The organism is Pseudomonas fontis, assembly GCF_028656955.1.
GTDB lineage: Bacteria > Pseudomonadota > Gammaproteobacteria > Pseudomonadales > Pseudomonadaceae > Aquipseudomonas > Aquipseudomonas fontis.
In genome coordinates, this window is the sequence record NZ_JAMDGY010000020.1 from 323,614 (window position 1) to 342,833 (window position 19,220).

Sequence of the window (19,220 nt, forward strand, 5' to 3'; positions counted from 1 at the left end):
TTCACCACCACACGTGAAAATGCGTAAGCGGCTTTTACCTGGCCCGCCGGTATGGCACAGCCAAGTGCAAAAGCCGAGCAGTATACCCGAGGGGCGCACGCCAAAGGGCGCTCTGCGATAGGCGTCATCCTTTGCCTCGCAGGGGCTGCAAGATGCTAGAATTCCAACATCGTTTATTCCCAAGGTAGCCCCGTAATGTCCTTCGCTGAGCAATTGAACCGCCTGCAAGCCTTCCTCGACGCCGATGAGCTGCACGAGGAAGCGCTGGACTACGTTGCCGCCCACGGCTACCTGACCGCACTGTCGATTGGTACCGAGGTGGTTCCCGAGCGCGAATGGATCGACGCCCTGTTCGCCGAAGAGCCTCATTACAAGGATGACGCCCAGCGCGAAGAGATCGAAGCCACGCTGATCCAGCTCAAGGCGCACATCGCCCGTCAGTTGGCCAGCGACGAGGAATTCGAGCTGCCGTGCGACCTGGACCTGGGCGACGAGCCGGACGACTCCGAACTGCGCGGCTGGTGCATCGGCTTCATGGAAGGCGTGTTCATGCGTGAAGAGGCCTGGTTCGAGACGGCCGAAGAGGAAGTCAGCGAGATGCTCCTGCCGATCATGGTCGGTTCGGGCCTGTTCGACGAGCAGCCTGAGTTCGCCGACATCGCCAGCGATGCCAACCTGATGGACGACATGATCGTGCAGATCCCGGAAGCGCTGACCGCCCTGTACCTGCTGCAGCACGCGCCGGACGAAAAACCAGCACCTGCACTGCTCAAGCCACGCCACCACTGAGTTCGCGTTGGTGCGCTACCTGCTGCTGGCCATCGGCTGGCTCAGCGTCGCGCTGGGGGTGATCGGCATCTTCCTGCCGGTGCTGCCGACCACCCCTTTCCTGTTGCTGGCAGCGGCGTGTTTCGCACGCAGCTCGCCACGCTTTCACCACTGGTTGGTGAACCATCCCCAACTTGGCCCGTGGATCCGCGACTACCTCAGTGGCGAAGGGATCCCGCTCAAGGGCAAGGTCTACGCCATCGGCTTGATGTGGCTGAGTATCGGGTTTTCCTGCTACCTGGTGCCATTGCCATGGGCGCGGGGGTTCATGCTGACCAGTGCGGTGCTGGTGACGGTTTATATCCTGCGCCAGAAGACGCTGCGCAAGCCGTCCTGACTGTGCTGGATGCATCGCTGGCAAGGCCAGCTCCCACCAGTAGCCAGTTCCCACAGGGGTTCCAGGTTAGCCCGGTATCCTGTGGGAGCCGGCCTTGCCGGCGATAGGCCGTTACACGGTATCCACCTTCAACGAATGATCATTGAGCATCCCATTGATGATCGTCGCGGTGTCCTGCCCCGCCGCAACCACACCACCCGCCCCGGCCGTGACGCCATAGTGCTGGGCCAGGTCGACCCCGGCCAGGTCAATGGTCTGGGTCGGTGAAGCACCCGCCACCGAACTCACTTCAATCGTCGACACCACACTGGCCCCAGTGCCCGTTACCTTGAAGTGCAGGTAGTCATCCAGCGACGCAGTCGTCGCGTTTTCCCCCTGCAACAGCTGCGACAAGTCCAGACGATCCGTACCCGGGGTAAAGTCGGTGACCAGGTCATGCCCGGTGTTGCCCTGCTGATAGAGGAAGGTGTCAGCACCCGCCCCACCGGTCAGAGTGTTGTTGCCCGGCCCGCCGATCAAGGTGTCATCGCCCCCGCCACCGACCAGGGTGTCATTGCCCTTGCCTCCCACCAGCAGGTTGGCATTGTTGTCACCCGTCAGGGTGTCGTTGTAGTCCGAGCCGATCAGGTTCTCGATCGATGCCAAGGTATCCGTCCCGGCACCTCCGGTGTTCTGCGCGCCGGTCAGGTTCAGGTTGACCGTCACGGCACTCGGCGCGCTGGCATAGCTGGCTGTATCAGTGCCCGCCCCGCCATCGAGCAGGTCGTTGCCCAGGCCGCCAATCAACAGGTCGTTGCCGTTGCCACCATGCAGGAAGTCGTCGCCGGTACCGCCAATCAGCACGTCGTTGCCATCTCCCCCGTTCAGTGTGGTCGCGGTATTGGCTGCCACCAGCACATCATCATGGGTGGTACCGGTCAGGGTATTGCCAGCCTGGTAGCTGATGTCCACCGCACCCACCGCGTCGCCACCATGCCCGTCACTCACGGTGTAGGTGCCGTTGTACTGCGGCGCATTGTCCTGTGCCCCCGCGTAATTGATGCTCATGTTCAACAGGTAGGACTCGGCATTGCCCGCCCCCGTGCCGCTGAGGTTGGCCTGGTTGACCAGGTGAATGGTGTACACCCCGTCATGGCTCGCAGTGAAGCTGCCGCCGTCGGCAATCGTCTGGTAGGTACCGGCGGCATCCTTCCACTCCATCAGCACGTTGTCGTTGGCCGTACGGTTGTGATCCAGGGTCAGGGTCTCACCCTGCTTGAGGGTGACGTTGATCTGGTCCTCGTCATTGGCATTGGCCGTGGTCACCGCCCCCAGGTAGCCACTGACGATGAGCGCGGCAGTCATTGACCCGGAAGCCCCGGTGAACGAACTGCGCGCAACATTGAGCAACTGGTTGGCGCTGGTGTTGCCAGTGCCACTGAAGGTGAGGGTCGGTGTCGCGCCGCCCACCGTGAAGTCCGCGCCACGGGCGGTCCAGCCGGTAGTGAAGGTGGTCGGCGAAGCGCTCAGGCGATCATTGTTGGCATCGCTGTCGTTGGCCAGCAGGCCCTCGGCCGGTACCGTGACAGTGCCCGAGAGCAGGTTGGTGATGACATGGTCGGCACCAGCCACCGGCGCCGTGTTGGTGTACACGTTGATCGTCAGGTTGGCACTGCTCAGGTCGCCGTCGTTGTCGCTGGCCACGAAGTTGATGTGCTCGACCTGGCTGGTGCCGTTGTCTTTGGGCGGCGTGTAGGTGAAATCACCGGTGTCCATGTTCACCACGATGCTGCCACCAATCGCGGTTTTCACCGTGACGCTGTTGGTGCCGGTATCGAAGGTGCCGCGATCGGTGCCGCCACTGGCGACATAGGAGCCGGCCCCCGCGTTGCCTTTCGGATCGTAGGTGTAGGTGGTGCCGTCGATCACCAGCGCCTTGATGAAGCCACCATCGGCGCCGAAGGTCCCGTTGCTCATCAGGCTGCCGGTAATCGGTGCCCCCTGCACTGTGCCGGACAACACCGAGTTGAGCTGGTTGAGGTCGGTGACCACGGTGGCATTGGTGTCGACGTGGGTGCTGCCGTCATAGGCCAGCGGGTTGAGGTTGGTGGCGCTGACGCCACTGCCCAGGCCGATGGCATAGGACTTGATGCCGTTGTTGTCGAGGAAGGTCTCCCAGCCTGTTTCGAGCGTCGGGGTAATCGAGTGACCCGAGGTCGGCGCACCGTCAGAGAAGAAGTAGACGATGTTCTGTGCGCCATCGATCTTGCCGGTGGTGCCGTAGGCTGATTGCGCCGAGGTAATCGCCGAATCGTAGTAGGTCGAGCCGCCCGCGCTCAGGCCATTGACGATGGCCTTGGCCTGGTCGATCGTGACCCACACCGCCGACTGCTGGCTGGCGCCGGTGGAGAAGGTCACCAGTTGCACCTTCACATCGCCCAGTTCGTCGTACTTGTCGAGCAACGCGTTGATCGCCTGCTTGGCCAACTGCAGCCGGGTCAGCCCGGGTACGCCGGAGGCATCGTTCATGCTGCCCGACACGTCGACCACCAGCAGCAGGTTGGAGTCCAACTGCCCCGGCGTGACCGAACGCGTGGCATCGGCCGCCTTGGGCACATCGTCGACAATATTGATCACGATGTTGTTGACCGAGGTGTTGCCCAGCGCATCGGTAGCCTTGTAGCTGAAGGTCTCGGTGAGAGTATTCGCGCCGTCGTTCGGGCTGCCCGGGGTTTTCGGCGCAGAGGTCAGGGTGTAGGTGTAGGTGCCGTTGGGGTTGAGCTGGATCTGCCCGTAGGCACCCGTGGCGCTGCCGACCAGGGTGTAGGTGAGCGGCCCGGAACCCCCGGTAACCGCACCAACCAGCGTGCCGCTGGCGGTTTCCCCGGTGTTGCTCGGGTCGCTGCCGATCACCGTGCCCGGCGCCAGGTCCTGGCCGTCCTTGCTCAGGTCCAGGGCCTTCTCGTAGACGGTGACATCGCTGTCAGGGCTGGCAACTGGCGAGCTGTCCTGCACGTTGATGGTGAGGGTGGTGGTGCTTTCATCGCCATCAGCGTCGCGGATGGTGTAGACGAACACGTCCTGGGCACCGGCTGGCGACACCGAGTTCGGGTTGGCGTGGTACACCGCGTTGCCTGCCGCGTCCAGGGTAAGGGTGCCGTAGGTACCGGCAATGCTGTTGCCCAGCCCACCGATGGCCGAGGTCGCGGTGTTGGAGCCGGCACGTACCCCGACCACGGCGTTGCTACCAGGGTCGTCGGCGCCCTTGGTGTCGTTGGTCAGCACGTTGTAGCTGGTCGTAGCGCCCTCAAGCACCGAGGTGGTGTCGGGGCGTGCGGTCGGCACGTCGTCGACGATGGTCACGTCGAGGCTGCCGCTGGCGGTGCTGCCGTCGGTATCGGTGGCGGTGACCGTGAAGCTTTCCGTGAGGTTGTTGATGCCGTTACCGGTCGGGTGCACCTCGTTGTCCAGCAGCGTGTAGGTGTAGGTCACCACGCCGGTGCTGGCGTTGTAGCCGGTGATGGTCAGGGTGTTGCCCAGCAAGGTGGTCGTCGACTGCGGGAAGCCACTGGCCACCCCGCCGCTGACCACGCTGAGGCCACCCACGCTGAGGTTCTGCAGGCCATCCGGCGCCGTCACCGTGAAGGTGCCGGTCTGCACCAGGGCGCTCGGGCTCGGTGCACTGCCGTCGCTGAGGTTCTTCTCGTAGACGATCAACTCGCCGCCGTTGACATCCAGCCCCTTGAGGGTGACCGGGTCGTTGATGTTGGTGATGTTCAGCACCAGGTTGGCGGTGCTGACGTCGCCGTCGGCATCGGTCAGGGTGTAGCTGAAGGTCTCGGTACCGTTGCCGCCACCGTGCAGGTTGATGAAGTCCGGATCGTTGGCGTTCAAGGTGTAGGTGTAGGAACCGTCCGCCGCCAGCACCAGGGTGCCGTAGGTGCCGCTGAAGCTGCCCGCGGTAATCGGGCCGGTGGGCACCCGGTCGGCGCCCTGGGTATCGTTGGTCAGCACGTTGCCGGTCAGGGTCAGGTGCTGCTCGGTCGCCGTGGTTGCGTTGGTGTCGGCACGCGCCGTCGGCAGATCATCGACGATGCTCACGTCGATGCTGCCACTGGCCGAGCTGCCGTCGGTATCGGTGGCAGTCACCGTGAAGCTTTCGCTCAGGCTGTTGGCACCATTGGCGTTTGGATGGGTTTCATTGTCCAGCAGCGTGTAGGTGTAGGTAACGATGCCGGTGGTGGCGTTGTAGCCGGTGACCGTGAAGGTGTTGCCCAGCGCGGTGGTGAGCGATTGCGGGAAGCCGCTGGCAACCCCGCCATTGACCACCGTGAGGCCACCGACGCTCAAGGTTTGCAAACCATCCAGCGCGGTCACCGTGAAGGTGCCGGTCTGCACCAGGGCACTCGGGCTAGGCGCGCTGCCGTCGCTGAGGTTCTTCTCGTAGACGATCAGCTCGCCGCCATTGACGTCCAGCCCGTTGAGTACCACCGGGTCATTGATGTTGGTGATGTTCAGCACCAGGTTGGCGGTGCTGACGTCGCCGTCGGCGTCGGTCAGGGTGTAGCTGAAGGTCTCGGTGCCATTACCGCCGCCATGCAGGTTTTTGAAGTCCTGATCGTTAGGGTTCAGCGTGTAGGTGTAGGAACCGTCCGCCGCCAGCACCAATGTGCCGTAGGTGCCGCTGAAGCTGCCGGCGGTAATCGGGCCGGTCGGCACGCGGTCGGCGCCTTGGGTATCGTTGGTCAGCACGTTGCCGGTGAGGGTCAGGTGCTGCTCGGTGGCAGCAGTGGCATTGGTATCGGCCCGAGCCGTCGGGACATCATCGACGATATTCACGTCGATGCTGCCACTGGCCGCGCTGCCGTCAGTATCGGTGGCAGTGACCGTGAAGCTCTCGCCGATGCTGTTGGCACCATTGGCCGCCGGATGGGTCTCGGTGTCCAGCAGTGTGTAGGTGTAGGTCACCACGCCAGTGTTGGCGTTGTAGCCGGTGACCGTGAAGGTGTTGCCCAGTGCGGTAGTAACCGATTGCGGGAAGCCATTGGCCACGCCCCCGCTGACCACACTGAGGCCACCCACCGTCAGGGTTTGCAAGCCATCCGGTGCGGTTACCGTGAAGGTCCCGGTCTGGGTCAGGGCGCCGGTATCCGGGGCGCTGCCGAGGGTCAGGTTTTTCTCGAAGAGGGTCAGCTCACCGCCCGTTGCATCCAGGCCATTGAGGGTGACCGGATCGTTCAGGTTGCTGATGTTAAGCACCAGGTTGGCGGTGCTCACATCACCGTCCGCGTCGGTCAGGGTGTAGGTAAAGGTCTCGGTACCGTTGCCTGCGCCGTTCAGGTTTTTGAAGTCCGTATCATTCGGATTCAAGGTGTAGGTGTAGGAGCCATCGGCGGCCAACACCAGGGTGCCGTAGGTACCGCCGAAGGTGCCCGCGGTGATCGGCCCGGTGGGCACGCGATCAGCACCCTGGGTGTCGTTGGTCAGCACGTTGCCGGTCAGGGTCAGGTGCTGTTCGGTGGCGGTACTCGCGTTGGTGTCCGCTGCGGCCGTCGGCACATCGTCAACGATGTTCACGTCGATGCTGCCGCTGGCGGTGCTGCCATCGGTATCGGTCGCGGTGACCGTGAAGCTTTCGCTCAGGTTGTTGGCGCCATTGCCGGCTGGATGGCTTTCAGTGTCCAGCAGCGTGTAGGTGTAGGTGACCACCCCAGTGTTGGCGTTGTAGCCGGTAACCGTGAAGGTGTTGCCCAGCGCAGTGGTGACCGACTGCGGGAAGCCGTTGGCCACCCCGCCACTGATCACGCTGAGGCCACCCACGCTCAGGGTTTGCAGACCATCCGGCGCGGTAATGGTGAAGGTGCCGGTCTGGGTCAGGGCGCCGGTATCCGGGGCGCTGCCAAGGGTCAGGTTTTTCTCGAAGAGGGTCAGCTCACCGCCCGTTGCATCCAGGCCATTGAGGGTGACCGGATCGTTGAGGTTGCTGATGTTCAGCACCAGGTTGGCGGTGCTCACATCACCGTCCGCGTCGGTCAGGGTGTAGGTGAAGGTCTCGGTGCCATTGCCGCCGCCGTGCAGGTTTTTGAAGTCCTGATCGTTAGGGTTCAGCGTGTAGGTGTAGGAACCGTCGGCCGCCAGCACCAGTGTGCCGTAAGTCCCGCTGAAGCTGCCGGCGGTAATCGGCCCGGTCGGCACGCGGTCGGCGCCCTGGGTATCGTTGGTCAGCACGTTGCCGGTCAAGGTCAGGTGCTGTTCGGTGGCGGTACTCGCATTGGTGTCCGCTGCCGCCGTCGGCACATCGTCGACGATGTTCACGTCGATACTGCCGCTGGCGGTGCTGCCGTCGGTATCCGTTGCGGTGACCGTGAAGCTCTCGCCGATGCTATTGGCACCATTGGCCGTCGGATGGGTTTCAGTGTCCAGCAGCGTGTAGGTGTAGGTGACCACACCGGTGTTGGCGTTATAGCCCGTGACGGTGAAGGTGTTACCCAGCGCAGTAGTGACCGATTGTGGGAAGCCGTTGGCAACCCCGCCATTGATCACGCTGAGGCCACCCACGCTCAGGGTTTGCAGACCATCCGGCGCGGTAATGGTGAAGGTGCCGGTCTGGGTCAGCGCGCCCGTATCCGGGGCACTGCCAAGGCTCAGGTTCTTCTCGAAGAGGGTTAGCTCACCGCCCGTTGCATCCAGGCCATTGAGCGTGACCGGATCGTTCAGGTTGCTGATGTTCAACACCAGGTTGGCTGTGCTGGTGTCGCCGTCAGCGTCGGTCAGGGTATAGGTGAAGGTCTCGGTGCCATTGCCACCGCCGTGCAGGTCGAAGAAGTTCTGCCCGGCAGGGTTCAGCGTGTAGGTGTAGGAACCGTCGGCCGCCAGTACCAGCGTGCCGTAAGTCCCGCTGAAGCTGCCCGCAGTAATCGGCCCGGTCGGCACGCGGTCGGCGCCCTGGGTGTCGTTGGTCAGCACGTTGCCGGTCAGGGTCAGGTGCTGTTCGGTGGCGGTACTCGCATTGGTGTCCGCTGCGGCCGTCGGCAAATCGTCGACGATGTTCACGTCGATGCTGCCGCTGGCAGTGCTGCCGTCGGTATCCGTCGCGATGACCGTGAAGCTCTCGCCGATGCTGTTGGCACCATTGGCCGTCGGATGGGTTTCAGTGTCCAGCAGCGTGTAGGTGTAGGTGACCACACCGGTGTTGGCGTTATAACCCGTGACGGTAAAGGTGTTGCCCAGCGCAGTAGTGACCGATTGTGGGAAGCCGTTGGCCACCCCGCCACTGATCACGCTGAGGCCGCCCACGTTAAGGGTTTGCAAGCCATCCGGCGCGGTAATGGTGAAGGTGCCGGTCTGGGTCAGCGCGCCCGTATCCGGGGCACTGCCAAGGCTCAGGTTTTTCTCGAAGAGGGTTAGCTCACCGCCCGTTGCATCCAGGCCATTGAGGGTGACTGGATCGTTCAGGTTGCTGATGTTCAACACCAGGTTGGCGGTGCTGGTATCGCCGTCAGCGTCGGTCAGGGTATAGGTGAAGGTCTCGGTGCCATTGCCGCCGCCGTGCAGGTCGAAGAAGTTCTGCCCGGCAGGGTTCAGCGTGTAGGTGTAGGAGCCATCGGCTGCCAGTACCAAGGTGCCGTAAGTCCCAGTGAAGCTACCGGCGGTAATCGGCCCGGTCGCGACACGGTCGGCGCCCTGGGTGTCGTTGCTCAGTACGTTGCCAGTCAGCGTCAGCAACTGTTCGGTGGCGATACTCGCATTGGTGTCCGCTGCGGCCGTCGGCACATCGTCGACGATATTCACGTCGATGCTGCCGCTGGCCGTGCTGCCATCGGTATCGGTCGCGGTGACAGTGAAGCTCTCACCCAGGTTGTTGGCACCATTGCCGGTCGGGTGGGTTTCACTTTCCTGCAAGGTATAGGTGTAGGTAACGACACCGGTACTGGCGTTGTAGCCAGTGACGGTAAAGGTGTTGCCCAGCGCAGTGGTCAACGATTGCGGGAAGCCGCTGGCCACCCCACCACTGATCACGTTGAGGCCACCCACATTCAGGGTTTGCAGGCCATCTGGCGCGGTAATGGTGAAGGTGCCGGTCTGGGTCAATGCCCCAGCATCCGGGCTGCTGCCAGCACCCAGGTTCTTCTCGAAGAGGTTCAGTTCGCTGCCTGTCGCATCCAGGCCATTGAGCGTGACTGGGTCGTTGAGATTGCTGATGTTCAACACCAGGTTGGCGGTGCTGGTATCGCCGTCGGCGTCGATCAGGGTGTAGGTGAAGGTCTCAGTGCCGTTACCACCGCCGTGCAGGTCGAAGAAACTCTGGCCCGCAGGGTTCAGCGTATAGGTGTAGGAACCATCGGCCGCCAGTACCAGGGTGCCGTAGGTGCCGGTAAAGGTACCGGCGGTAATCGGGCCGTCTGGAATACGGTCGGCGCCTTGGGTGTCGTTGGTCAGGACATTGCCAGTCAGGGTCAGTTGCTGCTCGGTGGCGGTACTCGCATTGGTGTCTGCGGCAGCCGTCGGCACATCGTCGACGATGCCGACCGTGATGTTGCCACTGGCGCTGCTGCCATCGGTATCGGTTGCGCTGATCGCGAAGCTTTCGCCCAGGCTGTTGGCACCATTGCCCGCAGGGTGCGCCTCATTGTCCAGCAAGGTGTAGCTGTAGCTGACCACCCCGGTGCTGGGGTTGTAGCCGGTGATGCTGAAGGTGTTGCCCAACCCGGTGGTGATCGACTGCGGAAAGCCATTGACCACCCCGCCATTGATCAGGCTGATGCCGCCCACATTCAGGGTTTGCAGGCCATCTGGCGCGGTAATCGTGAAGGTGCCGTTCTGGGTCAGCGCGGCCGCATCCGGGCTGCTGCCGTCGCCCAGGTTCTTCTCGAACAGAGTCAACTGCGGCCCGTCGGTATTGACGAAGTTCAGATCGACCGGGTCGTTCAGGTTGCTGATGTTCAGCACCAGGTTGGCCGAGCTGCTGTCACCATCGGCGTCGGTCAGGGTGTAGGTGAAGGTCTCGGTGCCGTTGCCGCCGCCATGCAGGTTGACGAAGGCCTGGCCCGCAGGGTTCAGGGTGTAGGTGTAGGAGCCGTCAGCCGCCAGCACCAGGGTGCCGTAGGTGCCGGTAAACGTCCCGGCGGTGATCGGCCCGCTCGGCACCCGGTCGGCGCCCTGGATATCGTTGCTGAGCACATTGCCGGTGAGCACCGTCGAGGCTTCGGTGGCCACGCCGACATTGCTGTCGTTGACTGCACGCGGCACATCGTCACGGATGTTCACGTCCAGCGAGCCGCTGGCCACGTCGCCATCGGTGTCGCTGGCCGAAACGTTGATGCTTTCGCTGATGTTGTTGGCGCCACCGACACTGGCGTGGGTTTCGGCACCGTTGAGGGTGTAGCTGTAATTGACCACGCCGGTGGCTGCATCGTAGCCGGTGATGGTCAGGGTGTTGCCCAACCCGGTAACGATGGATTGCCCGACACCGGTCACGGCGCCGGCCGTCACCACATTGATGCCGCCGACATTGAGGTTGAACACGCCATCGGGCGCGACCACGGTGAAGATGCCGTTCTGGGTGAGTGCGCCGGCATCGCTGGCCGAACCTTGCGCCAGGTTGGCCTCGTTGAGGCTGAGCTCACCGCCTTCCACCGACAGCCCGTTCAAGGCAACCAGGTTGTTCACTGGCGGTGGCGGCACCGGGACGTTGTCGTCATTGGTGAACAGCTGGCGCAAAATCTGATCGTCCAGCTCAGGGAAGCCATTGAAACCCGCTGTAGGGAAGCCGATGTTCGGGTCCACACGCCCGGCCACCTCCTCCAGCAACACAAACGAATGCCCACCGCCCAGCGCCCCCGGTGCGCCACCATTGCCCGGCCCGGCAGCGGTTGCCTCGGCATCCTGGGTCGGGTCGCCACCGGCAGCGATGGCTTGCTGGAGCTTCTCGACATCAGTCAGTTGCGCCTCACTGGGCGTCACGGCATCCGGCACATCGACGTGCGGCGCGCGGTTGGCCAGGAGCTCAGAGGTCATGTTCAGGCTGCTGTCGCGGCCCAGAGTCAGTTCGGCACCGTTCTGCAAATGGACGGCAACAGCACCGGCCGCACCGGTTTCCAGCTGTTCACCGGCAAACAGGCGATCCCCCTCCACCAGCGCGCGACGTGTTCCGTCTTCGGCGACGGCAAACACCTGCCCGACCACCTTGCTGACAATCCCGATTAACTTGGCCATGTACGCACTCCTCCACTGCCGAAGGGCTTTTTCGCAGAAAAGTGCGTGGGTAATCGCGTGCCGTGCGCCTTTCAACGCCCGCCTGAGTGGGAGCACTGCACAACGCTGGGCAAGAAGGACTTCAATGAAATCAACAACCTTGCCGTGCTGTGCCCCGATGAAGTGACGGTGAGGAGTGGCTTTTGGCTTTTCGCCAATTTTTTGTCGCCAAACTCCGCACCGCCTCCATCCCCTCCGCTACATCCGTGCCCTATGCTGCAAAAAAGCTTGAACTTGCTCTGACGCCGGTAAAAAGCGCCCTAGCGCTTATTAACAGGCTGCCTGAGTAGAACAATGTCTTGGATTTCTTAGACCGCATAAGTTTTTTTTCGCATAACTCTTATGAAAAAATCTTCTTAGCTTCTCTCATAAATGTTCTTAGCTCTGTTGTTACAAGCCTGAAACGGTTTGAGCTGCATTTTTCGTCACTTTTTTGACGACAGCGACACTTCATAAGAGATCAGGGAGAAGTACCCCATGCGCGTTTTGACCCCCATCACCAGTGCGATTCTATTGGCCATGGCATGTGCCAATGCTCAGGCGATGTCGATTACGGAGGCTGTTCAGAGCGCCGTGGACCAACATCCTGAAATCAATGCCAGCCGCAACAGCCGGCTTTCCGCTGATGAAGATGTGAACTTTGCCAAGGGCGGCTACTACCCCAGCGTCGACTTGATTGCCGGTTATGGCCGGCAGAAGTCGGACAACACCAATACGCGTGGCTTCAACCCCGACGGCACGCGCAACCACAACAAGGAGACCCTGAGCTACACCCAGTCCGAGTTGCGTTTGCGGCAGATGCTGTTTGACGGCTTCAACACCTCCAATGAGGTCGGCCGTACCGAGGCGGTGGTCAACTCCCGCGCCTACTACACCCAGGCCACTGCCGAGACGGTCGCGTTGCGCGCCATCGAGGTGTACCTGGAGGTGCTCAAGCGCCGCGAACTGGTGACCCTGGCCAAGAACAACCTGCAGGCGCACCTGCGGGTCAACGACCAGATCGGCCTGCGTAGCGAACGCGGCGTGGGCAGCAACGCCGACCTGGATCAGTCCAAGGCCCGTCGTGCTCTGGCAGAAAACAACCTGGACACCGCTGAAGTGGACCTGGCCGATGCCGAGGCAAACTTCTTCAGCGTCGTCGGCCGCCCGGCCGACGAACTGGAATCGCCAACCACCATCAAGGGCGAAATACCCGCTGACCTGACGGCAGCACGCCAGGGCATGCTGGAAAACAACCCCTACCTGAAATCCGCGCAGGCCGACGTGCAGGCGGCCGAGCAACAGTATGAAGTGGCCAAGTCGCCGTTCTATCCACGCCTCGATGCAGTGCTGGCCACCGGTGCCAACAACAACATCGCCGGCCAGGTCGGCCACGACAACAACGACTGGCAGGCCGGCGTCGAGCTCAGCTACAACCTGTTCCGTGGCGGCAGCGACAAGGCCCGCCTGCAATCGGATGCGCACAAGATCAACCAGGCGATGGACATTCGCAACAACGCCCTGCGCACGATCAACGAGAACCTCTCGCTGGCCTGGAACGCCAAGGTCAACGCCAGCAAGCAGATCCCCAGCGCCCGCGAATACGCCGAAACCACCACCCGGGTACGCGCGGCCTACCAGGACCAGTTCGGTCTCGGCCAACGGACCCTGCTCGACGTGCTCGACAGCGAAAACGAGCTGTACAACGCCAACCGTCGCTACACCGAAGTGCGGTACACCGAGGAGTTCTCGATGTACCGCGTGCTGGCCAACATGGGTGAGTTGCTGAGCAAGCAACGCATCTCGCTGCCCCCGGAAGCCATCGCCAAGAGCGAAGTGCGTACCGATGCCAGGTTGCCCGACATGCGTTGAGTGTTTCCGCCGCCCAAGGAGTAGGCCATGACCAGCATGCAACCGGCGAGCTCGGCGGATCCTCGCCAGAGTTTCGATGATCCGTTACTCGATGGGCTGTTGATTCTCTGCAAGTTGCACGGTTGTACGGTCAGTCGGGCCAGCCTCTGCGCTGGCCTGCCCCTACCCCAGCAGCGCCTGGACCTTGAGCTGCTGCCACGCGCCGCCGCCCGCGCGGGGCTACAGGCGCGGGTGCTGCGCCGCGAGTTGAGCGCGATTTCGGCGTTGAACCTGCCGGTGCTGTTGCTGCTGCAGGATGGCCGCTGCGCCGTGCTGCAACGCTGGCAGGACGACCGCGCGCTGATCCTGCCCTGTGAAGCCGAAGGCGGTGAGCAATGGGTCAGCCGTGAAGAGCTGACCCAGGCCTACAGCGGCCAGGCCCTGTTCGCCCGGCCACGGCATGAACTCGAAGACCTGCGCAGCCCCTTGATGCCCAGGGTCGACGCCTGGTTTCGCGATACCCTCAAGCTGTCGCGCTGGCTGTACAGCGATGCGATTCTCGCCAGCCTGCTGATCAACCTGCTCGGGCTGATGGTGCCGCTGTTCGTCATGCAGACCTACGACCGCGTGGTGCCCAACCAGGCCATCTCGACGCTCTGGGTGCTGGCGATCGGCTTGTTCATCGGCACCATGTTCGAGCTGACCTTGCGCGTGGTGCGCGCCCATCTGCTTGATCAGGCCGGGAAGAAGACCGACTTGATCCTCTCTGCCACCTTGTTCGAAAAAATCACCGGCATGTCGATGAAGGCCCGCCCGGCCACGGTCGGCGGCTTTGCCCAGAGCATCCATGACTTCCAGGGCCTGCGCGAGTTCCTGACCGCCGTCACCCTGACCAGCGTGATCGACCTGCCCTTCGTGGTGCTGATGCTGGTGGTGATCGGCTTGCTCGGCGGCTGGCTGGTGCTGATCCCGCTGATCGCCTTCCCGGTGACCATCGGCTTTGCCATGCTGATCCAGGCACGCCTGCGCGACACCGTGCAGAAGAGCCTGACCCTCGGCGCCGTGCGCCAGGCCTTGCTGGTGGAAACCCTCGGCGGCCTGGAAACGCTCAAGGCCTGCAGCGCCGAAAGCGAGCGCCAGTACCAGTGGGAAAGCACCCACGGCGCCCTCACCCGCCTCGATGTGCACGCGCGCAACCTGTCGGCGCTGGCCACCAACGGCACGCTGTTCATCCAGCAGTTCTGCGGCATGGCGACCATCGTTGCCGGGGTCTACAGCATCATCGCCGGCAACCTCAGCGTGGGTGCCCTGGTCGCCAGCTACATGCTCGGCAGCCGGGTGCTGGCACCGCTGGGGCAGATTGCCGGGTTGATTACCCGCTACCAGCAGGCGCAGTTGACCATGCGCAGCACCGATGCGTTGATGAGTTTGCCGCAGGAGCGCCAGGTCAACCAGCAACCGCTGGACCACACCCAGCTCAAGGGCGGCATGGAGGTCAGCCGGGTGACCTTCCGCTACCAGGGCCAGAACGGCCCGGCGTTGAACAACCTGAGCTTCACGGTAAAACCGGGCGAACGGATCGGCATCATCGGCCGCAGCGGCTCGGGCAAGAGCACCCTGGCGCGGCTGGTGATGGGCTTCTACGAGCCGGACGAGGGGCAGATCCTGCTGGACAACCTCGACCTGCGCCAACTGGATATCACCGACCTGCGCCAGCAGATCGGCTACGTGGCCCACGACCTGCCATTGCTGGCCGGCAGCCTGCGCGACAACCTCACCCTGGGCGCCCGCTACGTCAGCGATGCGCGGATGCTGGAAGTGGCGGAGCTGACCGGCGTCAGCGAGCTGGCCCGCCAGCACCCGCACGGCTTCGACCGGCCGGTGGGCGAGCGCGGCCAGTTGCTCTCCGGCGGGCAGCGCCAGGCGGTGCTGCTGGCCCGCTCGATGCTCCTTGACCCACCGATCATGGTGCTCGACGAGCCGACCAGCCACATGGACAACAGCAGCGAAGACCTGCTGCGCCAGCGCCTGCACATCTGGGTCGAGGGCAAGACCTTGCTGCTGGTCACCCACCGCACCTCTATGCTCAGCCTGGTCGACCGGTTGCTGGTGCTGGACAACGGCAAGTTGGTGGCCGACGGGCCGAAGGATGCGGTTATCGATGCACTGCGCAAGGGCCGTGTCGGCTCGGCGATGTGAGGGGGTGCAACATGTCCGCCAGTTCAGCGCTACGCAGTTATTTCCAGAGTTTCGGCAAGACCGCCGAACGCGACTACATGCCCGACCTTGCCAGCGCAACGCTGCAGGACTCGCCAAGGCTGTCGCGGGTGACGGTCTGGGTGGCTGCCGCGCTGTTGCTGGTGGCCCTGCTTTGGGCCAAGTTCGCGGTGCTTGATGAAGTCACCATGGGCGAAGGCAAGGCCATCCCGTCGAGCAAGGTGCAGGTGATCCAGAACCTTGAGGGCGGCATCGTTACCGAGATATTCGTGCGTGAAGGGCAGATGGTGAACAAGGGCGACACCTTGCTGCGCCTGGACGACACGCGTTTTCTGTCGAACAAGGGCGAGAGCGAGGCCGACCGCTATGCGCTGACGGCGCAGGTCGAGCGGCTGTCGGCGGAAGCTGACGGCAAGCCGTTCCAGGTGTCCGATGAGGTGCGGGCCAAGGCGCCGCAAGTGGCCGAAGACGAGATGTCGCTGTACCAGTCGCGCCAACGCCGGCTGAACAGCGAGAAACAGACCCTGAACGAGCAACTGCGGCAGAAGACCCAGGAGTTGGCGGAGTTTCGCTCCAAGCTCGATCAGTACCGTTCCGGGCTGGCCCTGCTGCAACAGGAACTGAACATGTCGACGCCGCTGGTGGGCACCGGGGCGATTTCACCGGTGGAGATCTTGCGGCTCAAGCGTAGCGCCGTGGAGGCGCGCGGTTCGATGAACGCCACGGCACTGGCTATCCCCCGGGCGGAAGCGGCAGTGGCGGAGATCAGGAGCAAGATCGAGGAGTCCGAGGCAGGCTTTCGCTCGGAGGCGGCCAAGGAACTCAACGAGAAACGCACGGACCTGTCGAAGATCACCGCCAGCAGCATTGCCATCGATGACCGGGTGACGCGGACCACGGTGGTGTCGCCGGTGCACGGGATCATCAAGATGCTGAAGGTCAATACCATTGGTGGGGTGGTGCAGCCGGGCAGTGACCTGGTGGAGATCGTACCGCTGGAGGACAACCTGCTGATCGAAGCCAAGGTGCGCCCGCAGGATGTGGCGTTCCTGCACCCGGGGCAGGCTGCGATGGTCAAGTTCAGCGCGTATGACTACACGATTTACGGCGGGCTGAAGGCCAAGCTGGAACTGATCGGGGCGGACACAGTGACCGATGACAAAGGCAATGCGTTCTATCTGATCCAGGTGCGCACCGACAAGAATCACGTGGGCGGGGACAACAAGCCGCTGCTGATCATTCCGGGGATGACGGCGACGGTGGATATCATTACCGGGCAGAAGAGCGTGCTGGATTATCTGCTCAAGCCGGTGCTCAAGGCGCGGACCGAGGCGATGCGCGAGCGCTAGTTTTTTTGGGGGCTGCTGTGCAGTCCATCGCGGGACGAGCCCGCTCCCACAGGTATTGCACAGTCACCAATACCTGTGGGAAACCTGTGGGAGCGGGCTCGTCCCGCGATAGCATCAGCGCAGATGATTGCGCTCAAACACCTCACGCCCCATCGCCGCGATCTGCCCCTCGATCAGTGCCTCGAACGGCTTGAGCAGTTCATCAAACAGCACCGGCGCCTCCAGCACGTTCAACGCCTGCACCACCGCTTCCAGCGTCGACAAGGCCCCCTCCCCCGGCGCCTTGCGCAGCCGATACCGCGAGGGCAGCACCTCGCTCAGGGTCACCCGCGGCAACGCCGCCAACAGCGGGTTCACATGCAACAACTTGCGGGCCTTGCGCCAGGTGCCATCCGGCACCACCAGCAACCACGGCAACGCTTGCGCCTGGGCCGAATACGCCTGCAACACCTGCGCGTCTTCGCCGGGGAACAGCAACGCCACCCGGTACCCCGGCGTGGCAATCAGCGCCGGCAAATCCTCGAACACCTCGCCCACCCGCAACTCGGCATTGCGCAGCCCCAGCGCCGCCAGTTTTGCGGTATTCAAGGCGTGGCCTACCTCGCTCGGATGCTGCAACAGCACCACGCGCGTACGGCTATCGAGGGAAGGTATCAGCGGGCAAAGACAATGGGTTTGTGGGCGCAAGCAGCGCTCGCACTGAATTCTGGACATCGGGTTCTCCTGAGCGGGCAAAGTGTGCCACAGCAGTCCCCGAAAAAAGACCCACCTCCCTGTGGGCGAGACGAAAAACCTTAACGGTTGAAACGTTCAGCCAGGCTATGCAGGTACTCGGCCATGCGTTCCAGGTCCTGGCTGATCTCGGCGCCTTCTTTGGCCTGGCCCGCCGAGTGATCGCACAACTGCGCAATGCGGGTGATCTGCTGGTTGATGTCTTCGGCCACATGGCTCTGCTGTTCGGACGCCGTGGCCATCTGCTGGCTCATGCCGGTGATGCGGCTCACCGCCTCGCTGATGCCGACCAGCGCCGACTGCACCGCCTCGACACTCTGCACGCTGTCACGAGAGATCTGCTCGCCCTTGGTCGCGGTACTCACTGCCCGCTCCGCGCCGGCACGCAACGACGCAATGATGTGATGGATCTCCTCGGTCGAAGCCCGCGTACGCTGCGCCAGCGAACGCACCTCATCGGCTACCACGGCAAACCCGCGCCCCTGCTCCCCGGCCCGCGCCGCCTCGATGGCCGCGTTGAGCGCCAGCAGGTTGGTCTGCTCGGCAATCGAGGTGATCACATCCACCACGCTGCCAATCGACTGGGTCTGGTCCGCCAGTGCATGCACCGCCTGGCCAATGTCGTTGACCGCCTCGGCCATGCTGCCCATGGCCTGCAGGCTCTGCTGCGCCAGGTTGCTGCCCTGCTGGGCCAACTGGTCGGCATCGGAGGCGGCATGCGCGGTGTTCTGCACGTTGTGGGTCACCTCCTGGATGGTCGCGGCCATCTGCGCAATCGCCGTGGCCGACTGATCGGTCTCGCTGCGCTGGCGGTCGAGCATCTGCGCCTGGGCCCCCGACAGGTCGGAAGACTTTGCCGCCCGCGCCTTGACCCCGACCCCGGCATCCACCAAGCGCGTCAGTGCCGTCTGCAAGCGCGCCTCCTCACTGATGATCGCCAGGTCCAGTTGCCCCTGCGGGCCCAGGTTGTCGCTGTAGGTGAGCGCCACCAGCGGGCTGGTAAAGGCTTTCGGGTGTTCGGCCAGGGTGCGCCGGATAACCCGGCTCTGGCGGTTCTCCATCAGGTACCAGGCACTCAACAGGCTGGCCATCAGCACTCCGAGCGCCGCGTATTGCGGCAACCACAGGTAGCTGGCAACCGACAACGTACCCGCCGCCAGCAACGGCCAGCCATGCTCCAGGACATCGCCAATACGGGCCGCCCAGGGGGTGGGTGAGCGCCCGGCGCGCAAGCGCGCGTACAGTGCCGTGGCGCGGCGGATCTGCTCGAGGGTGGGCACCGAGCGCACCGACTCGTAGCCACTGATGCGCCCATCCTCGTAGACGGCCGTGACATAGGCGCTGACCCAGTAGAAATCACCGTTTTTCGCGCGGTTCTTCACCACCCCCATCCACGGCTTTCCCTGCTTGATGGTCTCCCACATATGCCCGAATACGGACGGCGGCATGTCGGGGTGGCGTACCAGATTGTGCGTTTGGCCGACGAGTTCATCGAAGGTAAACCCGCTGATGGCGACAAAGGCTTCGTTGCAGTAGGTGATGCGGCTATTGAGGTCGGTGGTGGAAATCAGCCGCTGTTCACTGGGAAAGGTTCTTTCGTGCTCGGTGACGGGCAAATTCATGCGCATCGGGCGATCCCTGCTTGTTAGATGATGGAAAATTTCATCAAAGCAAGAACAGGTTTAGCAGAGCAT

General features: G+C 63.1%; 8 protein-coding genes. 5 read left to right on the forward strand and 3 right to left on the reverse strand.

Annotated elements, in window-relative coordinates; translation table 11 throughout:
- Positions 1-195: 195 nt before the first annotated feature.
- Both M5G11_RS08805 and M5G11_RS08810 read left to right on the forward strand, forming a co-directional pair.
- Positions 196-789: a YecA family protein gene (locus tag M5G11_RS08805; RefSeq protein ID WP_273908915.1), complete on the forward strand. Its 594-nt coding sequence runs from the start codon at positions 196-198 to the stop codon at positions 787-789.
- On the forward strand, positions 761-1,165 hold the full coding sequence (locus M5G11_RS08810; protein WP_273909029.1) for a YbaN family protein: 405 nt from the start codon (positions 761-763) through the stop codon (positions 1,163-1,165). The genes M5G11_RS08805 and M5G11_RS08810 overlap by 29 nt, the downstream gene beginning before the upstream one ends.
- A 111-nt stretch (positions 1,166-1,276) precedes the next feature.
- Here M5G11_RS08810 and M5G11_RS08815 read toward each other — a convergent pair whose 3' ends face one another.
- Positions 1,277-11,359 (reverse strand): retention module-containing protein, encoded by a 10,083-nt coding sequence (locus tag M5G11_RS08815; protein ID WP_273908914.1) that lies wholly within the window; start codon positions 11,357-11,359, stop codon positions 1,277-1,279.
- Between the two features lie 516 nt (positions 11,360-11,875).
- On the opposite strand from M5G11_RS08815, the gene M5G11_RS08820 reads away from it, so the two are divergent.
- Genes M5G11_RS08820 through M5G11_RS08830 form a run of 3 tightly spaced genes read left to right on the forward strand, consistent with a single transcriptional unit; the run spans position 11,876 to position 16,794 of the window.
- Positions 11,876-13,249 (forward strand): TolC family outer membrane protein, encoded by a 1,374-nt coding sequence (locus tag M5G11_RS08820; protein WP_273908913.1) that lies wholly within the window; start codon positions 11,876-11,878, stop codon positions 13,247-13,249.
- A gap of 27 nt (positions 13,250-13,276) precedes the next feature.
- Positions 13,277-15,427: a type I secretion system permease/ATPase gene (locus M5G11_RS08825; RefSeq protein WP_273908912.1), complete on the forward strand. Its 2,151-nt coding sequence runs from the start codon at positions 13,277-13,279 to the stop codon at positions 15,425-15,427.
- Between the two features lie 11 nt (positions 15,428-15,438).
- Positions 15,439-16,794, forward strand: a complete 1,356-nt coding sequence (locus M5G11_RS08830) for an HlyD family type I secretion periplasmic adaptor subunit (protein WP_273908911.1) — start codon at positions 15,439-15,441, stop codon at positions 16,792-16,794.
- A gap of 114 nt (positions 16,795-16,908) precedes the next feature.
- Here the strand turns inward: M5G11_RS08830 and M5G11_RS08835 are convergent, their stop codons facing one another.
- Both M5G11_RS08835 and M5G11_RS08840 read right to left on the reverse strand, forming a co-directional pair.
- Positions 16,909-17,508: a tRNA-uridine aminocarboxypropyltransferase gene (locus M5G11_RS08835; protein WP_273908910.1), complete on the reverse strand. Its 600-nt coding sequence runs from the start codon at positions 17,506-17,508 to the stop codon at positions 16,909-16,911.
- 80 nt (positions 17,509-17,588) lie between these two features.
- Complete coding sequence (locus tag M5G11_RS08840) at positions 17,589-19,154, reverse strand: methyl-accepting chemotaxis protein (protein WP_273908909.1); 1,566 nt, start codon at positions 19,152-19,154, stop codon at positions 17,589-17,591.
- Between the last annotated feature and the right edge of the window lie 66 nt (positions 19,155-19,220).

Excerpts from the sequence above, each read along its gene's own strand:
- M5G11_RS08820 (WP_273908913.1), top strand. The coding sequence starts at position 11,876 with ATGCGCGTTTTGACCCCCATCACCAGTGCGATTCTATTGGCCATGGCA.
- M5G11_RS08815 (WP_273908914.1), bottom strand. The coding sequence starts at position 11,359 with ATGGCCAAGTTAATCGGGATTGTCAGCAAGGTGGTCGGGCAGGTGTTT.
- M5G11_RS08830 (WP_273908911.1), top strand. The coding sequence starts at position 15,439 with ATGTCCGCCAGTTCAGCGCTACGCAGTTATTTCCAGAGTTTCGGCAAG.
- M5G11_RS08840 (WP_273908909.1), bottom strand. The coding sequence starts at position 19,154 with ATGCGCATGAATTTGCCCGTCACCGAGCACGAAAGAACCTTTCCCAGT.
- M5G11_RS08835 (WP_273908910.1), bottom strand. The coding sequence starts at position 17,508 with ATGTCCAGAATTCAGTGCGAGCGCTGCTTGCGCCCACAAACCCATTGT.
- M5G11_RS08825 (WP_273908912.1), top strand. The coding sequence starts at position 13,277 with ATGACCAGCATGCAACCGGCGAGCTCGGCGGATCCTCGCCAGAGTTTC.
- M5G11_RS08805 (WP_273908915.1), top strand. The coding sequence starts at position 196 with ATGTCCTTCGCTGAGCAATTGAACCGCCTGCAAGCCTTCCTCGACGCC.